Raw genomic sequence first — 19,270 nt, forward strand, 5'->3', positions numbered from 1 at the left:
TGAGTTTTAAAACTCAAGGTTTGTTTTAAAATGCAGGAACTACTGCACCTTGGTATTTTTCATTGATAAAGTCTTTTACTTTTTGACTTTGCAAAGCCTTTACTAAAGCTTTGATTTTAGGATTGTCTTTATTATCTTGAGTAGTTACTAAGATATTTGCGTAAGGACTTTCTTTGCTTTCTATTAAAATAGAATCTTTTACAGGATTTAAATTTGCTGATAAAGCATAGTTTGAATTAATTACTGCAAAATCAACATCGTCTAAAGCTCTTGGAAGTTGTGCTGCTTTTAACTCTTTAAATTTGATATTTTTTGGATTATCTTTAATATCAAGTGGAGTTTTTAATGCAGCATTTTCAAAACTAACGAGCTTGGTGCTAGCGATAATATCCAAAGCTCTGCTTTCATTTGTCGGATCGTTTGGCACAGCTATAGTAGCATTTTGTGGAAGATCTTGGATATTTTTATATTTTTTAGAATAAACAGCCATTGGTTCGATGTGAATTTTTGCAACGCTAATTAATTTTGTGCCTTTATTGGCATTAAACTCATCTAAATAAGGCTGATGTTGGAAGAAATTTGCATCAAGTTCTTTACTATCTGTACTAAGATTTGGTAAAACATAGTCGTTAAATTCTTTAATTTCTAATGTGTAACCTTCTTTTTTTAGCAAATCTTTAGTTTGTTCTAAAATTTCAGCATGAGGAACAGGTGTTGCACCTACAGTGATAACTTCATTAGCAAATAAACTTGCACCTAAAATTGTGCTTGCAGCGAGCAATTTTAACAATTTCATTTTAACTCCTTTTTATAGTTTTTAAAATGTTTGATTATATTGTAAAAATATTAATAAGATAAGAAAAGTTTTATTTTTGTTTGTTTTTGTATTCTTTAGTAAAATGTTTAAGTTCTTTTATAAATTTTATATAACCACCTTTGTGCCAATTTTTTTGAGCCTTAATGAGAGCTTGTCCGATTTTATAAGAATAAGTATTTTGATTTTTAATACCTTCGCTTTTATAATCATCATAGCTTGATAAAGGTGGAAGTTTAAGATAAGGTTTTGTTTTTAAATCTTTTTGATATTGCTTGGCAAGTTTTGTGTGTTTATAGTAAATCTTTAGTAGAGTAAAAGGTAAAAAAGGAATTTTTTTCTTATTTTTAGTACATTCTATAAAAGCGTAACCTAGTTTGTATGATAAATGATATCTTGTACGTTGAATAGATTGTTTATTATCTTTATAAAAAGATCCTGTATATTTACTTCCTCCAAGCTCTAGCCATTTTTCATAATATTCTTGCCATTTAGGCCATGTTTGATTGCAAAATTTACTATTCCAAAAACGACTATTAGTTCCACAAGCATGAACTATAGAGGCATTTTGTGTAAGATTTGTAAGATAATGAGTACTTCCTGTGTATTTGTCTTTTAAATCTTTGACTTTAAAGTGATTTTCATAAACCATTAAGGAAAAAATTCCTTGATCCTGCCAGTTTTTAGTATTTTGTGAAAGATAGTTATAGATAAATTGATAACACTGTAAAGGATTTGGTATAAGATCGTTAAATACTAAAATCCCTGTTTGATATACTCGTTTATTGTTATGATTTTTTTCTAAAGGCAGAGCTGTTTGAAGCAAAGTTTTACCTAATCTTGCACCAAAATGATATTTTCTAGCTCTTAATTTACTAAGTTCATCTATACTTTTTAAAAGTAAAACATCAAAATCAAGATAAATAATACTTTCGCATTCATCTAAAAACTTAAAAGCTTCAAATCTTGCAAAAGCCATATGCGTCCATCTTTTTAAGAAAAATAAATGATTAATATCATTTTGATTTTTACCAAGAGTAGTTAAAAAATCTTCTTGAGTAAAAGGAATAAATTTAATTGTTTTGTTTTTAACAATTTTTTGCATGATATTTTGATCATTCAAGCTAAAGCCATCATGTAAAATGTAAAATACATCTACCTTTTCATCCATAACATCCATGATATTAATGAGCAAGGTTCCTATGGTAAAGCTTGAATTTTTAGTTGCTGCTAGCAAAATACCAAGTTTATGTTTCATTGTTTATCTTTTGGTGATTTTATAAAGAATATTTCCTATAAATTGTATAATTTGCACTAGTATAATTAAAATCACAACAGTTTGAATCATAATATCAGTTCTAAAACGTTCATATCCATAGCGAATAGCCACATCACCCAAGCCACCACCACCAACAGTTCCTGCCATAGCAGAAAATCCAATAACAATAATTAAAATTAAAGTAATACCATTAATAATACTTGGCAAAGCCTCACTAAACATAACTTTAAAGATGATTTGTGCTTTGCTAGCTCCATAAGATCTTGCTGCTTCAATGATAGCAGGATCAATTTCTTTAAAAGCACTTTCAATCATTTTAGCTAAATAAGGTGCAATTCCTATGGTAAGTGGCACTATCGTAGCAGTTGTACCTATACTAATACCAATAAGATATTTTGTAAAAGGACTTAAAACTACAATGAGCACTAAAAATGGAAAAGATCTTAAAATATTGATAATAAAATCAAGCACACTGTAAATACTTTTATTTTCCCATAAGCCGCCTTTATCAGTAACAGTAAGTACAATTGCAGGGATAAGTGCAATTAAAAAGGCTAAAAAAGTGGCTGTAAAACTCATATAAAGAGTTTCCAATAATGCTGGATAAAGTATATTTTCAAAATTTCTTAAAATTGTTTCTAAGTTCATTATACAAGCTCCCAAATAACGCCATTTTCTTGTAAATAATTTAAAACTCTTTCTTGATCTTTGGCTTCTATATTGATTACCAAATTTCCTAAAGCATTGTTGTTTAGTTTTTCTATCTTACCCCAAACTATATTAAAATCAATGTTTAAACTTCTAGCCATATGAGTGATAATGCTTTGGTTTGCTTTTTCTTTACAAAAATATAAACGCACATTGACTCCATTTTGTGGTAAAAAATCACTTTCCCCTAGGAATTCACGCATTTTTTCACTTGGCTTTAAGAATAAATCTTCGATTTTTCCTTGACCTATGATTTGTCCATGCTCTAGCAATACGGCCTTTTGTGCTATTTGTTTTACTGCTTCCATTTCATGAGTTACTAATACTACGCTGATGTTAAATTCTTGATTGATTTTAGCAATAAGTTCTAAAATATTATTTGTAGTATTTGGATCAAGTGCAGAAGTAGCTTCATCGCTTAGTAAAATTTTAGGATTTAAAGCAAGGGCTCTAGCTATGGCTACTCTTTGTTTTTGCCCACCACTTAGCTCATTTGGATAAGCTTTGCTTTTAGCTAAAAGTCCCACAAGATCTAAAAGTTCATTAACTCTTTTTTGAATTGTGCTTTTGTTAAAATTATGAATTTCTAAAGGCATAGCTACATTTTCAAATACATTTTTTCTACTCATAAGTGCAAAATGTTGAAAAATCATCCCTATATCTTTTCTAAATACTCTTAACTCTTTTTCTTTTAAGGTAGCTATTTCTTTACCAAAAACTTGCACGCTACCGCTTTGATAATTTTCCAAACCATTAATACATCTTAGCAAAGTTGATTTTCCTGCCCCACTGTGTCCAACAAGAGCATAAATTTCTCCTTCTTTAACTTCTAAAGAAACATCATTTATAACTAATTCTTTGCCATAATATTTTTTAAGATTTTGTATTTTTATCACTTATTAGCCTTCTAAATTAGAAATTTCATCATTGATTTTTTCAAGTTGAGTTTTAATGCTTTCAAGTTGAGTTTTATTTTGCTCAACAACCGCAGCAGGTGCATTAGAGATAAATTTTTCGTTTTTCATCATAGCATCTAACTTGTTAAATTCTTTTTCAAGTTTTATTTTTTGACTATTAAGTCTATTTAAAACACCGCTTAAATCAAGATCTTGAGTTGGTATAAATACTTCTAAATTCTCACTTACATCTCTAATGGATTTTTCTAAATTTGTACTAATAAACTCGATGTTTTCACATTTTGCAAGTGTCGAGATAAAATTAGTGTAATTTTTTAACTCAGCTATTAAACTCTCATCGTTTAATTTTATGCAAGCTTTTTGAATTTTTGCATTTGCAAGCTCTACTAAGGTTTTTGCACGACGTAAACTCACTATGCTTTCTATAATGATATTAAATAATTTTTCTATTTTTTCATTTCTAGAATTAAATTTAGGATATCTTGAAATCATTATAGACTCATGAGTTTGGATAGAAGTTTTACTTAACTCATGGTATAAATACTCACTAATAAATGGCATAAAAGGATTTAAAAGCTTTAATGCTTCTTTAAAAATGCTTCCAAGTTCTTTTATACTTGATTTTTCAGCCTTACTAAGCTCGATCCCCCAATCACAAAATTCATCCCAGAAAAATCTATACAAAGTATTTGCTGCATCATTAAAGCGGTAATTATCTAAATTTTCTCTTGTTTCTTTTACGCATACTTCAAAACGAGACAGCATGTATTTTGCCAAGTTAGTTTGAATTTTGCTTTTATCTAAATCTTCAAATTTTTCTTCATTTAAAAGTAAAAATTTGCTTGCATTATAAAGCTTATTCGTAAAATTTCTAACTTGTATGAGTTTGTCATTGCTTAATTTTATATCTCTACCTTGGATAGCTAAAAGAGCAAGGGTAAAACGCAAGATATCAGCACTGTATTCATCCACGCTTTGCACAGGATCAATGACATTACCTAAAGACTTACTCATTTTTCTACCTTGCTCATCTTTAACCAAAGCATGCAAATATATATCTTTAAAAGGAAGCTCACCTAAGGCATTAGTACTTTGAAACATCATTCTTGCAACCCAGAAAAATAAAATATCAAAGCCGGTGATTAATAAAGAATTTGGATAAAAATCTTTTAAATCATCTTCATGCCAAAGTGTATTTTTACCCCAGTCTTTATTACCCCAACCTAAAGTACTCATAGCCCAAAGACCTGAAGAAAACCAAGTATCTAAAACATCAGGGTCTTGTTTGAAATTAGTGCTTTGGCATTTTGGGCATTGACTTGGAGTTTCTTCGCTTGCCCATTCATGAGAGCATTCACAGTAATACACAGGAATTTGATGACCCCACCAAAGTTGTCTTGAAATACACCAATCTTTTAAATCCCTCATCCAAGCATTAAAACTATTAATCCAATGTGCAGGGTAGAATTTGCTTCCACCAAGATTAACTTTTTCTATGCTTTCTTTTGCAATTTCATTTTTTACAAACCATTGTTTAGAAATGTAAGGTTCTACTACATTTTTACAACGATAACAATATCCCACTTGATTAGTGTAATCTTTTATTTTTTCAACAAAACCTTTTTCTTGTAATTCTTTTATAATAATATCTCTTGCTTCTAATCTTTCTAAGCCTTTAAAATGCAAGCAATGTTCATTTAAAATACCTTTTTCATCAAAGATGGTAATAAATTCAAGTTTATGTCTTAAGCCTACTTCATAGTCATTATGATCATGTGCTGGGGTTACTTTCACAAAGCCTGTGCCAAATTCCATATCTACATGTTCATCAGCAATAATAGGAATTTTTCTGTTTATTAAAGGTAAAATGACATTTTTGCCTATTAAGTGTTTAAATCTTTCATCGTTTGGATTAACCATCACAGCGCTATCACCAAAATAAGTTTCTGGTCTTGTAGTGGCTACTACGATGTATTCTTGAGAATTTTCTAAGAAATATTTTAAATAATATAATTTTCCTTTATTTTCTTTATGCTCAACTTCTATATCGCTTAATGCTCCATCATGAGTGCACCAATTTACCATGTAATTTCCACGCATAATAAGCTTTTTATCATAAAGATCTACAAAGGCTTTTTTTACCGCATTTACTAAACCTTCATCCATAGTAAAGCGCAAGCGACTCCAAGCAGGAGTGATACCTAAAATTCGCATTTGCTTAACTATAGTACCACCGCTTTGTTCTTTCCACTCCCATACTTTTTTTATAAATTCTTCTCTACCGAGTTCTTCTTTTTTAATACCTTGAGCTAAAAGTTGTTTTTCCACAACATTTTGTGTTGCAATGCCTGCATGATCAAGCCCTGGTTGATAAAGAGTCTTATAGCCATCCATTCTTTTATAACGCGTTGTGATATCTTGTAAAGTACAAGTTAGAGCATGGCCTATGTGTAAAACGCCTGTTACATTAGGTGGAGGCATCATAATACAAAAGTTTTTGCTTTTTTCTTGAATTTTTTCATTGCCATTGATTTCAAAATATCCGCGTTCTTCGCAAATTTTATAATATTCTTTTTCTAGTGATTTATCATACATAATTGCTACCTTGAGAATGAAAATAAATTGTTATGTTAGCTTAAAATTGTTAAAGAAGTTTTGAAATTTAGAAATTAGTTATAAAAAACTAATTTCTACTTTACGATTATTTTGTCTTTGAGAATCAGATTTATCTTTAATAGGATAGGTGTCTTTTCCTAAAGATTCTATTTCTATAACCTCAGTAAAGCTAAAGAAATGTTTAGCCACATTCATTGCTCTATTTAATCCTATCATGTAGTTTGCAAAAGTGCTACCTCTATCGTCTGCATAACCTTGAAATTTAATTCTTTTGATTATATCTTCTCTTGCTAGATTTTGATTGATTTTTTCAAGTAAATTTTCATTGCTGTATTCGCTATATCCATTTCTTTCAAATAAAAATTTCAAATCAGAAATTTTAACATCTACATAATTGTATTTTTTCTTATTTTTAGCAAAAACAATATCTTTATTATAAATGCTTAATTTCATATTATCATTTGATAGCATATCGATAAAAATAGTTAAATTATAATCTTGGGAATTAACTTTAATAGGATTAATCATTTCTTTTAGCATATCAATTCTATAATCACTTAAGCTTTTTCCATCTAGCACATAAACTTTAACAAAATCATCACTCAATCTTGGCTCATATCTGCTAGTTTTACCTTTTGCAATGTATTCTTGCATGGTATTTTTATATTTTGTTGTTTTTTCTTTTTTTACGTTTGTTTGTTTGTTGTTTTCAATGAGAACTTTTTGTTCTTCTTGGGTTGCTTTAGGTGTAATAGTTTCATTTTTAGAAACTTCAGCTATATTTGTTTGAGTTGTCGGAGCAACTTCTTGAGTGCTTATATTTTCATCTATGATAGGATTATTTTGTACCAGAGTTTCTTCTTTTAAAGGCTCTTGGTTTGTTTGCTGTGGTTGGTAGTAAGTATTATTACTTATATTATTTCTTTCTTGATTGTATTGAGTGCTTGGTGGAGTGTAGCTTTGATAAGAACTACTTTTTTTATAATCATATACATAAGTATTTGAATCATCTTCAAAATACCACATATAAAAACCAATACTAGCGCCTATTAGCACCACAAAAGCTATACTAAAAGCAATAATACTTTTCATTTTTTATCCTTTGTGAAGTCCTTAAAAGGACTTTGATTATTTATAATTTTTAATAGAATTTTCTAAAATTTCACTTGCTTTTTCAATACCTGCAAATTCTTTTACTTTTACCCATTTGTTTGGCTCAAGCATTTTATATGTTTCAAAGAAATTTTTGATTTTATCTAAGCTTGCTTTTGGTAAATCATCTAAACTTTTAATATTATCATATCTTGGATCAATTTTACTTACAGGAACAGCAAGTAATTTTTCATCCATACCGCTTTCATCTTCCATTAATAATACCCCTATTAAACGACAAGGAATCACAGCTCCTGCCTGGATAGGGTATTCATTTAAAACTAAAACATCAATAGGATCGCCATCATCTGCAAGAGTATTTGGTATAAACCCATAGTTTGCCGGATAAAACATAGCTGAATACATCACACGATCAACCATGATGGCTCCGCTTTCTTTGTCAAGTTCGTATTTAATGTTTGATCCATAAGGAATTTCAACAACTGCATTAAGTTTGTTTGGCACTTCTCCAACTTTGATTTTGCTAATATCCATTTTTTATCCTTTATTTTAATAAATCATTGATTAAATTTTTCATATCAGCTACGATAGCTTCAATACTTCTTTCACCATTGATTACATGGTGGATATTTTCTTTAGTATAAAAATTTGTTATTTCTTCTAAAGGTTCTAAATAAACTTTCATTCTATTATTGAAAACTTCTTCGTTATCATCAGCACCTCTAGCACGTCCTAAAACTCTTTCTCTAGCAACTTCTTCGCTAACTTTAACTTCTATAACACCTTTTAAATTTACTTCACTTTGATTTTTTAATACCTTATCAAACTCAAGCATTTGTTCAACACTTCTTGGATAACCATCTATTAATATAGTATTAGTTGGTGCATTTTTTAAAGCAGTGATGATGGTATTAACTACCACTTCTAAAGGAACCAAATTTCCTTTAGAAATAAAACTATCAATAGTCTTTCCAAGTTCGCTTCCACTAGCCACTTCTGCTCTTAGTAAATCACCTGTAGAATAATGAGTAATATTTGCATCATCTTTAGCTATGATGCTTGCATCGGTTGTTTTACCACTACCTGGTGCACCTATAATTAAAAATAATTGTTTCATTTAGTATTCTCCCTTAATCTTATACCTAATTCTCTCATTTGTTCATTGCTTACTTCGCTTGGAGCTTGAGTCATAAGACATTGTGCTCTTTGTGTTTTAGGAAAAGCTATGACTTCTCTAATGCTTGAAGATTTTGTTAAAAGCATGATAAGTCTATCAAGGCCTATTGCTATACCACCATGTGGCGGTGCTCCAAAGCTTAATGCATCAAGTAAGAAACCAAATTTCTTTCTTTGCTCTTCTTCATCAATATTTAAAAGCTTAAAGACTTTTTGTTGGATAGGGCTTTTATGAATTCTTATACTACCACCACCTAATTCTACACCATTTAACACCACATCATGCGCAATAGAATTAATTTCTTCTAAATCTTGCTCGTCAATATTTTTTGGCATAGTAAATGGATGGTGCATTGCAGAATAGCTTCCATCATCATTTTGTTCAAACATAGGAAAATCAATAACCCATAAGAATTCTAATTTATCCTCATCAATAATTTTCATTTCATCAGCAAGGAATAATCTAAATCTACCCATATAATCAAGCACGGTTTTCTTAGCTCCTGCACCAAAAAATACTACATCTCCAACTTCTAATTCACATCTTTGAATTAAAGCATTCAAATCCTCTCCATTAAAGAATTTGCAAAGTGGACCCTTAGGACCATCTTCTTTCATTTGTATAAATGCAAGTCCTGCCGCTCCAAATTTGCGTACAAATTCTTCAAATCTTTGCATTTGGCGTTTAGAAAAAATTGTATCGCCTTTTGGAACTCTTAAAGCTTTAATGCGATTTTTCTTCGTATCTTTTGCGATATTTGTAAAAATTTCGTTATTTGATTTTGAAAAAATATCAATCACATCAATAAATTTCATATCAAATCTTAAATCAGGCTTATCAGAGCCATAATTTTCCATAGCTTCTTTATAACTCATTTGTCTAAAAGGTATGCTAATTTCTTTTCCGCAAGCTTTGAAAATATCTTTGAGTAAATTTTCTGCCATAGCTATGATATCTTTTTGCTCACAAAAACTCATTTCTATATCTATTTGAGTAAATTCAGGTTGGCGATCTGCTCTTAAATCCTCATCTCTAAAACATTTTGCAATTTGAAAATATCTATCAAATCCTGAACACATTAAAAGTTGTTTGAAAAGTTGAGGACTTTGAGGTAAGGCATAAAATTCGCCTTGATGTACGCGTGATGGTACTAAATAATCCCTTGCACCTTCTGGAGTGGCTTTAGTTAAAATAGGGGTTTCAACTTCTAAAAATCCCATTTTTGCTAAAGAATTTCTTGTTGCTATACAAGCAGTTGATCTTAGAGCAAAATTATCATAAAGCTTTTTACTTCTTAAATCTAAAAATCTATATTTTAATCTTAATTCTTCATTTACGCTTTCATCACCTATAGCAAAAGGCACTACAGCGCTTTCATTTTCAATAGTAAGTTTGCTTATAACAACTTCTATTTCTCCAGTTTTTAATTTTGGATTTACAAGTCCTTCACCGCGTGGGCGAATTTTACCTTGTGCTATTAAAACATATTCATTTCTTACTGATGAAGCTATATTATGTGCTTCTTGATTATCTGCAGGATCACATACTAACTGTATAAGTCCGCTACGATCTCTAAGATCGATAAAAATTACACCTCCATGATCACGGTAAGAATTTACCCAACCACATAATGTTACTTCCTCGCCAACATTTTGTATGTTAAGCTCTGTATTATAATGAGTTCTCAAAATTTTTCCTTAGCTTAATTTTGTTCAATTTTGTTATTATAGTATTTTATTCTTTTGCTTAGCTAAGTTTTGTTATAATTTTTTTATGAAAAAATGTATAAATATAGAAAAAATTCAAAAAATAGGCTTATTTTGTAGGTTAAATACAAATTTAAATGAGCAAATTGCTTTTTTAAAAACAATTTTTTTGCAAAAAAATATAGAGCTTGTATTATTAGAACAAGAAAAAATTAATCTAAAAGATTTACAAAAATTAGATTTTTTGATTTCTCTAGGTGGGGATGGCACGCTTTTGTCTTTATGTAGACAAGCTTATCAGGCTAAAAAGCCTATTTTGGGGATAAATGCAGGAAATTTAGGTTTTTTAACAGCTCTTTCTTTTAATGAGGTAGAAAGTTTTTTTAAAGATTTTTTTAAAAGTGATTTTAAAATAGAAAAAGCCAAAATGCTTCAAATTACCTTGTATAAAAAAAATAAAATCATTAAAAAATTTGCTTTTAATGACGCAGTTTTTTCTCGTGATAATGCTTTAATGGCAAATGTGGAAGTTTTTTTTGAAAATAAACTTTTTAATGCTTATTATGGAGATGGTTTGATTATAGCTAGCTCAAGTGGCTCAACTGCTTATAATATTAGTGCAGGTGGGCCTATAGTTCATCCTTGGAGTGAAATTTTTGTTTTAACTCCAGTTTGTTCTCATTCTTTAACTCAAAGGCCTATAGTTTTACCTTATGGCTTTGAGCTTGAATTGAAAGTTGAGCATTGTTTGTTGTATTTAGATGGACAAGAAGTGATTGATCCTAAAGAATATGATAAAATTCTTATAGGACTTAGTAAAAAACAACTTAGTTTTATACATAAAAAAGATAGAGATTATTTCCAAGTTTTAAAAGAAAAGTTAAATTGGGGTAAGTGATGATAGAAAGTATTTTGATTAAAGAAAATTTAGGTTTTAAACAAGCAAAATTAGACTTAGAAGCTGGACTTACTGTCTTTACTGGTTTAAGTGGTGCTGGAAAGTCTGTACTTTTTAAGGCTATTTTGGCAGCATTTGCTCTAAGTGAGAGTGAAGCTAAAATGGTAGAAATTTTGTTAAATGATGAGCTTGAATTAGATGAGTTTGGTATTGAAAATGAAGAATTAAACGTATTTAAACTTTTAAAAGATAAAAGCTCGCGTTATTTTATCAATAATCAACTTATTTCAAAAAAGAATTTAGCCTTGCTTTCTAAGAAATTTGTAAAATATCTTTCAGCTAAGGAAAATAATGAGTTCTCAAATGAAAGGTTTTTAAACTTACTTGATTTTATGCAATCAAAAGAGGATAAGAAATTTCAAGATTTTTTAAATGAATATAAAAATATTTATAAAGAATATATGGAAAATAAAACTAAATTAGAAAAAATTCAAGAAGAAGAAAAAAAGGTAGAAGAATTAAAAGAATTTACGAGCTTTGAAATACAAAAAATCCAAAGCATTAATCCAAAAATTGGCGAATTTGATGAATTAATGAGTTTTAAAAAAAGGCTTTCAAAAAAAGACAAAATCGATGCAGCTTGGAATAGGGCAAGTAGAATTTTTGAGTTAGAATCAGCAGTGATTGAAGCTTTGCAAATTAGTGATGTTGATAGTTCATTTTTTTCAGAGTGTTTAAATGAGCTAAGGGCAGTGTGGGAAAATCAAAGCTTTGATGATTTTGATTTTGATATAGAAGAAGTGCTTGATAGGATAGAAAAACTTTCTTCTTTGATTTCAAAATATGGAAGCATAGAAGAAGCTTTAGAAGCTTTAGAGAAGAAAAAGGCAGAATTAGCTCATTATGAAAATTTAAGTTTTGAAAAAAAGGAATTAGAAGAAAAAGTACAAAGTACTAAAATACTTTTAGATGAGAAAAGTCAAAAATTAAGTACTTTGCGTAAAAAAAGATTAAAAGAGCTTGAAAAATTACTGAATTTTTATCTTGAAAAACTTTATATGAAAGAAGTTAAATTAGAACTTAAAGATTGTGCTTTAAGTATTTTAGGTAAAGATGAAGTGAGTTTAAATATCAATGAGGCTAGTTTAAAAAATTTAAGTTCAGGCGAGATAAACCGTCTAAGACTTTCTTTTATTGCAACAGAATGCAATGTTACTAATAAAGCTAGTGGGATAATATTTTTAGATGAAATTGATGCAAATTTAAGTGGCAAAGAAGCTATGAGTATAGCTGAAGTATTAAAAGAACTTGCTAAGTTTTATCAAATTTTTGCAATTTCACATTTACCACAGCTTTCATCAAAAGCAAGCAATCATTTTTTAGTAGAAAAAATAGGAAATGAAAGTAGGGTAAGAAAAATAGAAAAAGAAGAAAGAGTAAGAGAACTTGCTAGAATGGTAAGTGGGGAAAATATCACACAAGAGGCTTTAGAATTTACTAGAACTTTACTTTAAAAACAAAAAGTAAATTTCTATATGTTATAATTATACTTTTAAATTATAAAGAGAGTTGGCTATGGAAGAAAAAATTTTAATTATTGATGATAACAAAATGCTTACAAAGCTTTTAGCAAAAAAAGTAGAAAACACTTTGGGTTTAAAAGTAGATGTTGCTTTTGATATGAATAGTGCTAAAGAATTAGTGAAAAATGATTATTTTATGGCTTTTATAGATCTTTGTTTGCCAGATGCTCCCAATGGAGAAGTGGTGGATGTGGTTTTAGAAAAAAATATTCCTGCTATAGTACTTACAGGAAGTAGTGATGGGCAAACGCGTAAGAAATTTATGGAAAAAGATATTATAGGTTATATTCAAAAAGAAAGCGAAAGCTGTATTGATGAAATGCTAAGTTCCATTAGAATGCTTCAAAAAAACAATAAAACTAAGATAATTTTAGCAATCGCTAATGTAACTTTACGCGCAGAAATGAAAAAAAATCTTAATAATCAACTTTTTAATGTTTTAGCAGCAGCACATGGAGAAGAAGCGCTAAGTTATCTTAGTGATAATCCTGATACAAAATTAGTAATTTGTGATGCAACTATGCCTGTAATTAATGGGGAAGATTTGCTTGTAGAAATTCGCTCAAAATATTCTAAGATAGAACTTGGTGTGATCATGGTTGGAGATAAAGATGATGCGCTAGAGGCAAGGGCTTTTAGAAAGGGCGTAAATGACTATGTGATTAGACCTTTCCAAAAAGAATCACTTAATTGTAGAGTGAATAATTGCTTAGATTATATGCAAAAATGTGTTTTACTCGATGAGTATAGTTTGGGCAAAGATTTGCTAACAGGACTTGATGATTATGCAAATTTTGAAAAAAGATTTTTAGATTATTTAGAAGATATGCAAGAAAGTGAAGAATTAGCTTTAGCATTAATTGATATAGACAATCTTGCAACAATTAACTATGAACTAAGTTATGATTGTGGTGATGGAGTGATTAAACACACAGCTAAAAAAATCAAAGATCAAATTCGCGGTATAGATTTAGCAACTAGAATTGAAGATGGTAAATTTTACGTACTTTTAAAAAATATAGATAATAAAGAAGCATTGAAAGCTTTTTCAAATATAAGAGTAAATATTGCTAAAGAAAGTGTTTTAATAGCTTTAGATGAGGTTGATTATAGTGTTTCTGTAGGAGTTACTTTTGGAGGTAAAACAAGCCAAATACAAGATTTGCTTAATAATACTCAAAAGGCACTAGATTTAGCTAAGGCTAATGGTAAAAATAGGGTAGAGGTATGTTTTTAGATTGTGATTTTAGCGAAAAAATCATAGATACGCATTGTCATTTAGATAATCAAGTTTATTTTGGATGTTTGGATGAGATGTTAAATCATGCCTTTGCTAGTGGAGTAGATAAAATCATCATACCTGGTGCAGATATAAAAGATTTGCCAAGAGCAAGAGAAATTGCACATGATTATGAAAATGTGTATTTTTCTTGTGGGGTACATCCTTATGATATAGATGATTTTGATTTGGATGTTTTAAAAGAATTTATAAATGATAAAAAATGCATTGCAGTGGGTGAGTGTGGGCTTGATTATTATCGTTTAAGGGTTGATGAGGATGAAATAAAAGCAAAGCAAAAAGAAGTTTTTATAGCTCAAATTCAGCTAGCTATCGAATATAAAAAGCCTTTGATTGTTCATGTGCGTGAAGCTAATGAAGATAGTTTTAATATTTTAAAAACATATGCAAAAGATTTACAAGGTGGCGTTTTGCATTGTTTTAATGCTAGTGAGCTTTTACTTCAGCTAGCAGATGATGGTTTTTATTTTGGTATAGGTGGGGTTTTAACTTTTAAAAATGCAAAAAAACTAGTAGAAGTTTTACCTAAAATTCCAAAAGATAAACTAGTCTTAGAAACAGATGGACCTTATTTAACTCCAGAGCCATATCGTGGCAAGGTAAATGATCCTATTTTGACCCATTTTGTAGCTCAAAAAATGGCTGAGCTTTTAAATTTATCTAAAAATGAAATAATAAAACTTACTAATTCTAACGCTAATCGTTTGTTTTTCCAAGGTTTATGATGAAAAAAAGCTTTTTATTTTTTATTTTAGTATTATTATGTTTAAATGCTAAAGCCTTGCAATTTACTCCAGAGCACTATACTCAACAAGCACAAATTTTAAGAAATTTAGATATAGAAGCAAGCTATCTTAGTGATATGATTTTTTTAGAATTTAAAGAATCTTCCATGGATATGCATTCTAAAACTTTAGTAGATACGATGAGGGAATTTTACAAAATCACTCCAATTATCCGCAAAATCCTAGAAAAAGAAAATATCCCTCAAGAATTTTTATACTTAGCAATTGTAGAATCTGGTTTAAAAATTCATTCTATTTCAAGAACTAAAGCAGTAGGTGTTTGGCAATTTATGAAACCAACGGCACAAACTTTGGGTTTAAGGATAGATCCTTATGTAGATGAGAGAAAAGATTTAGTAAAATCAACTTATGCAGCTATTACTTATTTAAAGCAACTAAAAGAGCAATTTGGAAAATGGTATTTGGCTATTTTAGCTTATAATTGCGGTGATGGTAAATTACGTCAAGCTATAAAAAAAGCAAAAAGTGATGATTTAAGAACCTTACTTGATCCTGATAAAAAATACTTGCCATTAGAAACTAGGATTTTTATTAGAAAAATTCTTACTATGGCATTTTTGGCTAATAATAATGATTTTTTAATTTCTCAAGATAGTGCCTTGCTTAATTATGCCCTATCAAGTGAAGTTAAAAAAATCTCAGTTCCACCAAGTGTTTCTTTAAGAGAGCTTGCCAAAGTAGCTAAAATGTCTTATAAAGAATTTAAGCGTTATAATCCACATTTTAATTATGACTTTACTCCACCTGATAAAAAAGATTATTATATATACATTCCTTTAAGCAAAAGTGTGGCAGTAGAAAAGGCATTGGAGAATGTAAAATTAGCTAAGGTGGATACAACCATTCCGCATACAAAAATTTATATAGTAAAAGAAGGTGATAGTCTTTATACTATTGCAAGAAAACATAGAATAAGCGTTGAAAGTATTAAAGAATATAATAAAATAAAAGGAAATTTAATCAATATCAATCAAAAACTTGTGTTAAAAATTAAGGAGAATAATAATGCAAAAATTAAAACAACTCAAAAAATATCAAAAAACTCTCATACAAAAGTCGTTAGTCGTTAGTTGTGTAGGGGTTTTGTTCAGTGCTTGTAGTATGGTACCTATTAGCACACCTACTGTGTATTATCCAGAGAGGGATTTTAAAAGTGTAAAGCACAATAACACTAGTTTAAAAGGTACCATGAAGCCCTATACTATTAATGGTAAAACTTATTATCCAACTGTAGTAGAAGTAGGTGAGACTGCTGATGGTATAGCTAGTTGGTATGGACCGGGCTTCCATGGTAAAAAAACTTCCAATGGTGAAACTTATGATCAACACGCATATACTGCAGCTCATAAAACTTTACCTATGAATACCATAGTAAAAGTAACTAATTTAAAAAATCATCGTCAAACTACTGTTAGGATTAACGATAGAGGGCCTTTTGTAGCAGGTAGGATTATAGATTTATCTAATATGGCTGCAAGAGATATAGATATGATTCAATCTGGAACAGCTCCTGTAAGACTTGAAGTGATTGGCTTTGGAACAAGTGCAAGTTCGGGTTCAGTTCATACTAATTCTAATTTAGGCAGCAGTGGAGAGATTGCTGATAGTGGTCATATTTTCCAAGGTGGATCTTTTATGGTGCAAATTGGAGCATTTAGAAATAAAAGTGGCGCAGAGCTAATAGCAGGTAGATACAAAAATTATAATTCTTATACTACAACAATACAAACAAGTGCTAAAGATGGCTTGCATAGAGTATTTTTAAAAGGTTTTAGAAGTGAGCAAGAAGCAAGAGATTTTGTTGATAGTGGATCTTTCCCAGGTGCGTTTATAGTAAGAGAGTAAGATTATGATAGAACTTATTTTTTTAGATGTAGATGGTTGTCTAACAGATGGTAAAATCATCTACACACAAAATTATGGCGAGATTAAAGAATTTAATGTAAAAGATGGTGCGGCGATTGAAGCTTGGCAAAAGCTTGGTAAAAAAGTTGCTATCATTACAGGTAGGACTAGCGAGTGTGTGTATTTTAGAGCTAGGGATTTAAAAATTGATTTAGTCTATCAAGGTATTAGTGATAAACTAGCTTGCGCTAAAGAAATTTTAGAAAAATTAAATTTAGATTTTTCTCAATGTGCCGCTATTGGGGATTATTATAATGATATGAGTTTGCTTGAAGCAGTTGGATATAGCTTCAAGCCAAAAGATGCACATAAGGCTTTGAAAACTGATAAAGTTTTAAATAGAAAAGGTGGCAATGGAGCAGTGAGTGAGATGATTGAAATTTTAATTGAACATAATAATTTGCAAGCTCAATGGGATAAACTTTGGCGATAAAAATTTTTGCTATATTGATGAGTTTATTTGCCTTTGTTATGGTGATTTTAAGCACCCAAGATCCTTATTTATTTACCATAAAACCACAAAAGGTAGATGTGGCAAATATGCAAGCTTTTGATGTGCTTGATTATGAGTTAAATGCTAGTGTAATTAAGGCTACATATCAGGCAAGTCGTTGGGTAAAATATCAAGACAAAGATATTTTTGATGATTTTAAAGTTCAAGCGCTTGATTATAATTTAAGTTCAGATTTATTAGTAAGAAATGAAGAAAAATCCATTTTAGAAGGCAATGTAAGTTATTTTGATCATAACCAAACTTCTATTTTTACCCAAAAAGCAACTTATGATATGAAAAATAAAATTTTATTTTCTAATGATAATTTTAAAGCATATATAGGTTTAAATGAAGTTTTTGGGGATAATTTTTTATATGATGTAAATCAAAAAGAATTAAAAATTCAAGGAATAAAAGCATGGTTTTTAGAGCAATAATTTTTCTGTGTTTGTTAAATTTGTTCGCATTTAGTGCACAAAAAATAGAAGTTTACGCTAAAGATTTTTACTTAGATGAAAAAAATGAAACAAGTGTATTAACCGGTGATGTGGAAGTTAAAAAAGGCAATGATGTTTTAAATTCGCAAAAATTAGTTATTTATATGAAAAACAAACAACCCATCAAGTATATAGCTACTAAAGATGCTAAATTTAAAATCATGATGAAAGATAAAACTTATCATGGAAGCGGTGATGAATTTATTTATAATGTAGCTAAGGATACATATGAGATTAATGGCAATGCAAAAATTACAGAAATGCAAACAAAAAAAGAACTCATAGGGGATAAAATCATAGTAGATAGAAAAAATATGACTTATAGAGTAGTGAGTAAAGATAAAAAACCTGCCAAATTTGTATTTGAAGTAAAAGAATGATATTGAATGCTAAATTTTTAATTTCTGCTTCTAAAATAGACGAAGCGCCACAACCTATATATACTGAAATCGCCTTTTTAGGACGTTCTAATGTGGGTAAAAGTTCTTTGATTAATACACTATGCAAAAATAAAAATTTAGCAAAAAGTTCTTCAACTCCAGGTAAAACCCAACTCATTAATTTTTTTGAAGTTGATTGCAAAAAAGATGAGGATAAATTTAAACTAATATTTATTGATTTACCTGGTTTTGGTTATGCTAAAGTGAGCAAAAAAACTAAGGCTATTTGGAATAAAAATTTAGATGAGTTTTTAAAAGAGCGTAGTTCTATTAAGCTTTTTATCCATCTAATAGATTCAAGACATGAAAATTTAGATATTGATGCAAATTTGGATTTATATTTGGATTCTTTTATTAGAGCTGATCAAAAAAAAATAACAGTTTTTACAAAAGCAGACAAGCTCAATCAAAGTCAAAAAGCAAAAATTTTAAATACAAATAAAAATGCTATCTTAGTGTCAAATTTGAAAAAAAGCGGTATTGATAAATTAGAACAAAAAATCATTTTAGAGAGCTTGGGTTTGAATGAGGAGTAGAAATTTAGTAAAAAATAGATTTGATTTTTCTTATTTATTTTTTTATTTATCTTTGATTTTTTATCAAGTGCTAAGCTCTGTGTATTATTGGATGCCTCCTTTATTTGGGGTGTTTTTTTGTTATATGATAGTGCTTTTAAAAGAAAAAGAAAGAACTCTTAATAAGCTTGATTTTAGATGGTATTTTTCTTTATTTTATCTTTTGCTAGTTGATATTATCCATGGATTTTATCTTTTTAGCTCATGGATAGCTTTTTTTGTTTTTTATCATCTTTTTGTCGATTGGTTTAAAAGCAAGTTAAAACTAGGTCATTATTTACTCGTTATATTTACTTTGTGTGCTTATATTTTTATCTATCTTTTTGATGTGTTTTTAGCATATTTAGATAATAATGAAATTTTAAAATTTGGTATTGAATATCTATGGTTTTTTGCTGTTGAGGCTTTGATTTCTTTTGTTATTTTTAAAGGGAAAATCTAAT

19 protein-coding genes and 1 pseudogene are annotated in these 19,270 nt (G+C 29.3%); 11 read left to right on the forward strand and 9 right to left on the reverse strand.

Translation table 11 applies throughout. The annotated features are described in order from the left end of the window. Positions 1-25: 25 nt before the first annotated feature. From L8X24_RS06450 to aspS, 9 genes and pseudogenes are all read right to left on the reverse strand, one after another. Positions 26-796 (reverse strand): MetQ/NlpA family ABC transporter substrate-binding protein, encoded by a 771-nt coding sequence (locus L8X24_RS06450; protein ID WP_220516277.1) that lies wholly within the window; start codon positions 794-796, stop codon positions 26-28. Positions 797-866: 70 nt separating this feature from the next. Further along, the gene (locus L8X24_RS06455; RefSeq protein ID WP_220555381.1) at positions 867-2,072 is read right to left on the reverse strand and encodes a glycosyltransferase; all 1,206 of its coding nucleotides are present in this window, start codon (positions 2,070-2,072) and stop codon (positions 867-869) included. A 9-nt stretch (positions 2,073-2,081) separates the two neighbouring features. Further along, positions 2,082-2,744: pseudogene (locus L8X24_RS08015) on the reverse strand (methionine ABC transporter permease); the annotation flags it as partial. Continuing rightward, a complete protein-coding gene (locus tag L8X24_RS06460) occupies positions 2,741-3,697 on the reverse strand; it encodes a methionine ABC transporter ATP-binding protein (RefSeq protein WP_220555383.1) in 957 nt (318 codons plus the stop codon). The pseudogene L8X24_RS08015 and the gene L8X24_RS06460, both read right to left, overlap by 4 nt. 3 nt (positions 3,698-3,700) lie before the next feature. Further along, positions 3,701-6,313: a valine--tRNA ligase gene (locus tag L8X24_RS06465; RefSeq protein WP_263664108.1), complete on the reverse strand. Its 2,613-nt coding sequence runs from the start codon at positions 6,311-6,313 to the stop codon at positions 3,701-3,703. Positions 6,314-6,391: 78 nt separating this feature from the next. After that, positions 6,392-7,426: a hypothetical protein gene (locus L8X24_RS06470; RefSeq protein ID WP_220555385.1), complete on the reverse strand. Its 1,035-nt coding sequence runs from the start codon at positions 7,424-7,426 to the stop codon at positions 6,392-6,394. A 36-nt stretch (positions 7,427-7,462) separates the two neighbouring features. Further along, a complete protein-coding gene (ppa, locus tag L8X24_RS06475; RefSeq protein ID WP_263664109.1) occupies positions 7,463-7,981 on the reverse strand; it encodes an inorganic diphosphatase in 519 nt (172 codons plus the stop codon). A gap of 10 nt (positions 7,982-7,991) precedes the next feature. Further along, a complete protein-coding gene (locus L8X24_RS06480) occupies positions 7,992-8,564 on the reverse strand; it encodes an adenylate kinase (protein ID WP_263664110.1) in 573 nt (190 codons plus the stop codon). Beyond that, positions 8,561-10,312 carry an aspartate--tRNA ligase gene (aspS, locus tag L8X24_RS06485; protein ID WP_263664111.1) on the reverse strand — a complete coding sequence of 584 codons (1,752 nt, stop codon included), beginning with the start codon at positions 10,310-10,312 and terminating at the stop codon, positions 8,561-8,563. The genes L8X24_RS06480 and aspS overlap by 4 nt, the downstream gene beginning before the upstream one ends. A gap of 85 nt (positions 10,313-10,397) precedes the next feature. Between aspS and L8X24_RS06490 the strand changes: the two genes are divergently transcribed. The 11 genes from L8X24_RS06490 to L8X24_RS06540 all read left to right on the forward strand — a co-directional run bounded on the left by L8X24_RS06490 (position 10,398) and on the right by L8X24_RS06540 (position 19,269). After that, the gene (locus tag L8X24_RS06490; protein WP_263664112.1) at positions 10,398-11,228 is read left to right on the forward strand and encodes an NAD(+)/NADH kinase; all 831 of its coding nucleotides are present in this window, start codon (positions 10,398-10,400) and stop codon (positions 11,226-11,228) included. Continuing rightward, positions 11,228-12,742 (forward strand): AAA family ATPase, encoded by a 1,515-nt coding sequence (locus L8X24_RS06495; RefSeq protein WP_263664113.1) that lies wholly within the window; start codon positions 11,228-11,230, stop codon positions 12,740-12,742. The genes L8X24_RS06490 and L8X24_RS06495 overlap by 1 nt, the downstream gene beginning before the upstream one ends. 61 nt (positions 12,743-12,803) lie before the next feature. After that, positions 12,804-14,048 (forward strand): diguanylate cyclase, encoded by a 1,245-nt coding sequence (locus tag L8X24_RS06500; protein ID WP_263664114.1) that lies wholly within the window; start codon positions 12,804-12,806, stop codon positions 14,046-14,048. Then, a complete protein-coding gene (locus L8X24_RS06505) occupies positions 14,039-14,836 on the forward strand; it encodes a TatD family hydrolase (protein ID WP_263664115.1) in 798 nt (265 codons plus the stop codon). Before L8X24_RS06500 ends, L8X24_RS06505 begins: the two co-directional genes overlap by 10 nt. After that, a complete protein-coding gene (locus tag L8X24_RS06510; RefSeq protein ID WP_263664117.1) occupies positions 14,836-15,987 on the forward strand; it encodes a lytic transglycosylase domain-containing protein in 1,152 nt (383 codons plus the stop codon). Before L8X24_RS06505 ends, L8X24_RS06510 begins: the two co-directional genes overlap by 1 nt. After that, a complete protein-coding gene (locus L8X24_RS06515; protein ID WP_263664118.1) occupies positions 15,923-16,762 on the forward strand; it encodes a septal ring lytic transglycosylase RlpA family protein in 840 nt (279 codons plus the stop codon). The genes L8X24_RS06510 and L8X24_RS06515 overlap by 65 nt, the downstream gene beginning before the upstream one ends. A gap of 4 nt (positions 16,763-16,766) precedes the next feature. Beyond that, positions 16,767-17,255: an HAD hydrolase family protein gene (locus L8X24_RS06520; RefSeq protein ID WP_263664119.1), complete on the forward strand. Its 489-nt coding sequence runs from the start codon at positions 16,767-16,769 to the stop codon at positions 17,253-17,255. Next, the gene (locus tag L8X24_RS06525; protein ID WP_263664121.1) at positions 17,246-17,752 is read left to right on the forward strand and encodes a hypothetical protein; all 507 of its coding nucleotides are present in this window, start codon (positions 17,246-17,248) and stop codon (positions 17,750-17,752) included. Before L8X24_RS06520 ends, L8X24_RS06525 begins: the two co-directional genes overlap by 10 nt. Then, entirely contained in the window at positions 17,734-18,192 is a 459-nt protein-coding gene (gene lptA / locus L8X24_RS06530; protein WP_263664123.1) for a lipopolysaccharide transport periplasmic protein LptA, read from the forward strand. The genes L8X24_RS06525 and lptA overlap by 19 nt, the downstream gene beginning before the upstream one ends. Continuing rightward, entirely contained in the window at positions 18,189-18,788 is a 600-nt protein-coding gene (gene yihA, locus L8X24_RS06535; protein WP_263664125.1) for a ribosome biogenesis GTP-binding protein YihA/YsxC, read from the forward strand. Before lptA ends, yihA begins: the two co-directional genes overlap by 4 nt. After that, entirely contained in the window at positions 18,778-19,269 is a 492-nt protein-coding gene (locus L8X24_RS06540) for a hypothetical protein (protein WP_263664127.1), read from the forward strand. Before yihA ends, L8X24_RS06540 begins: the two co-directional genes overlap by 11 nt. Position 19,270 lies beyond the last annotated feature (1 nt).

Origin of the sequence: Campylobacter sp. CNRCH_2015_0814 (assembly GCF_025772765.1) — a bacterium.
GTDB lineage: Bacteria > Campylobacterota > Campylobacteria > Campylobacterales > Campylobacteraceae > Campylobacter_D.

Bases quoted from the DNA above. Each gene is read 5' to 3' on its own strand.
- L8X24_RS06450 (WP_220516277.1), bottom strand. From the start codon at position 796: ATGAAATTGTTAAAATTGCTCGCTGCAAGCACAATTTTAGGTGCAAGT.
- L8X24_RS06455 (WP_220555381.1), bottom strand. From the start codon at position 2,072: ATGAAACATAAACTTGGTATTTTGCTAGCAGCAACTAAAAATTCAAGC.
- L8X24_RS06465 (WP_263664108.1), bottom strand. From the start codon at position 6,313: ATGTATGATAAATCACTAGAAAAAGAATATTATAAAATTTGCGAAGAA.
- L8X24_RS06470 (WP_220555385.1), bottom strand. From the start codon at position 7,426: ATGAAAAGTATTATTGCTTTTAGTATAGCTTTTGTGGTGCTAATAGGC.
- ppa (WP_263664109.1), bottom strand. From the start codon at position 7,981: ATGGATATTAGCAAAATCAAAGTTGGAGAAGTGCCAAACAAACTTAAT.
- L8X24_RS06480 (WP_263664110.1), bottom strand. From the start codon at position 8,564: ATGAAACAATTATTTTTAATTATAGGTGCACCAGGTAGTGGTAAAACA.
- L8X24_RS06490 (WP_263664112.1), top strand. From the start codon at position 10,398: ATGAAAAAATGTATAAATATAGAAAAAATTCAAAAAATAGGCTTATTT.
- L8X24_RS06495 (WP_263664113.1), top strand. From the start codon at position 11,228: ATGATAGAAAGTATTTTGATTAAAGAAAATTTAGGTTTTAAACAAGCA.
- L8X24_RS06500 (WP_263664114.1), top strand. From the start codon at position 12,804: ATGGAAGAAAAAATTTTAATTATTGATGATAACAAAATGCTTACAAAG.
- L8X24_RS06505 (WP_263664115.1), top strand. From the start codon at position 14,039: ATGTTTTTAGATTGTGATTTTAGCGAAAAAATCATAGATACGCATTGT.
- L8X24_RS06510 (WP_263664117.1), top strand. From the start codon at position 14,836: ATGAAAAAAAGCTTTTTATTTTTTATTTTAGTATTATTATGTTTAAAT.
- L8X24_RS06515 (WP_263664118.1), top strand. From the start codon at position 15,923: ATGCAAAAATTAAAACAACTCAAAAAATATCAAAAAACTCTCATACAA.
- L8X24_RS06520 (WP_263664119.1), top strand. From the start codon at position 16,767: ATGATAGAACTTATTTTTTTAGATGTAGATGGTTGTCTAACAGATGGT.
- lptA (WP_263664123.1), top strand. From the start codon at position 17,734: ATGGTTTTTAGAGCAATAATTTTTCTGTGTTTGTTAAATTTGTTCGCA.
- yihA (WP_263664125.1), top strand. From the start codon at position 18,189: ATGATATTGAATGCTAAATTTTTAATTTCTGCTTCTAAAATAGACGAA.
- L8X24_RS06540 (WP_263664127.1), top strand. From the start codon at position 18,778: ATGAGGAGTAGAAATTTAGTAAAAAATAGATTTGATTTTTCTTATTTA.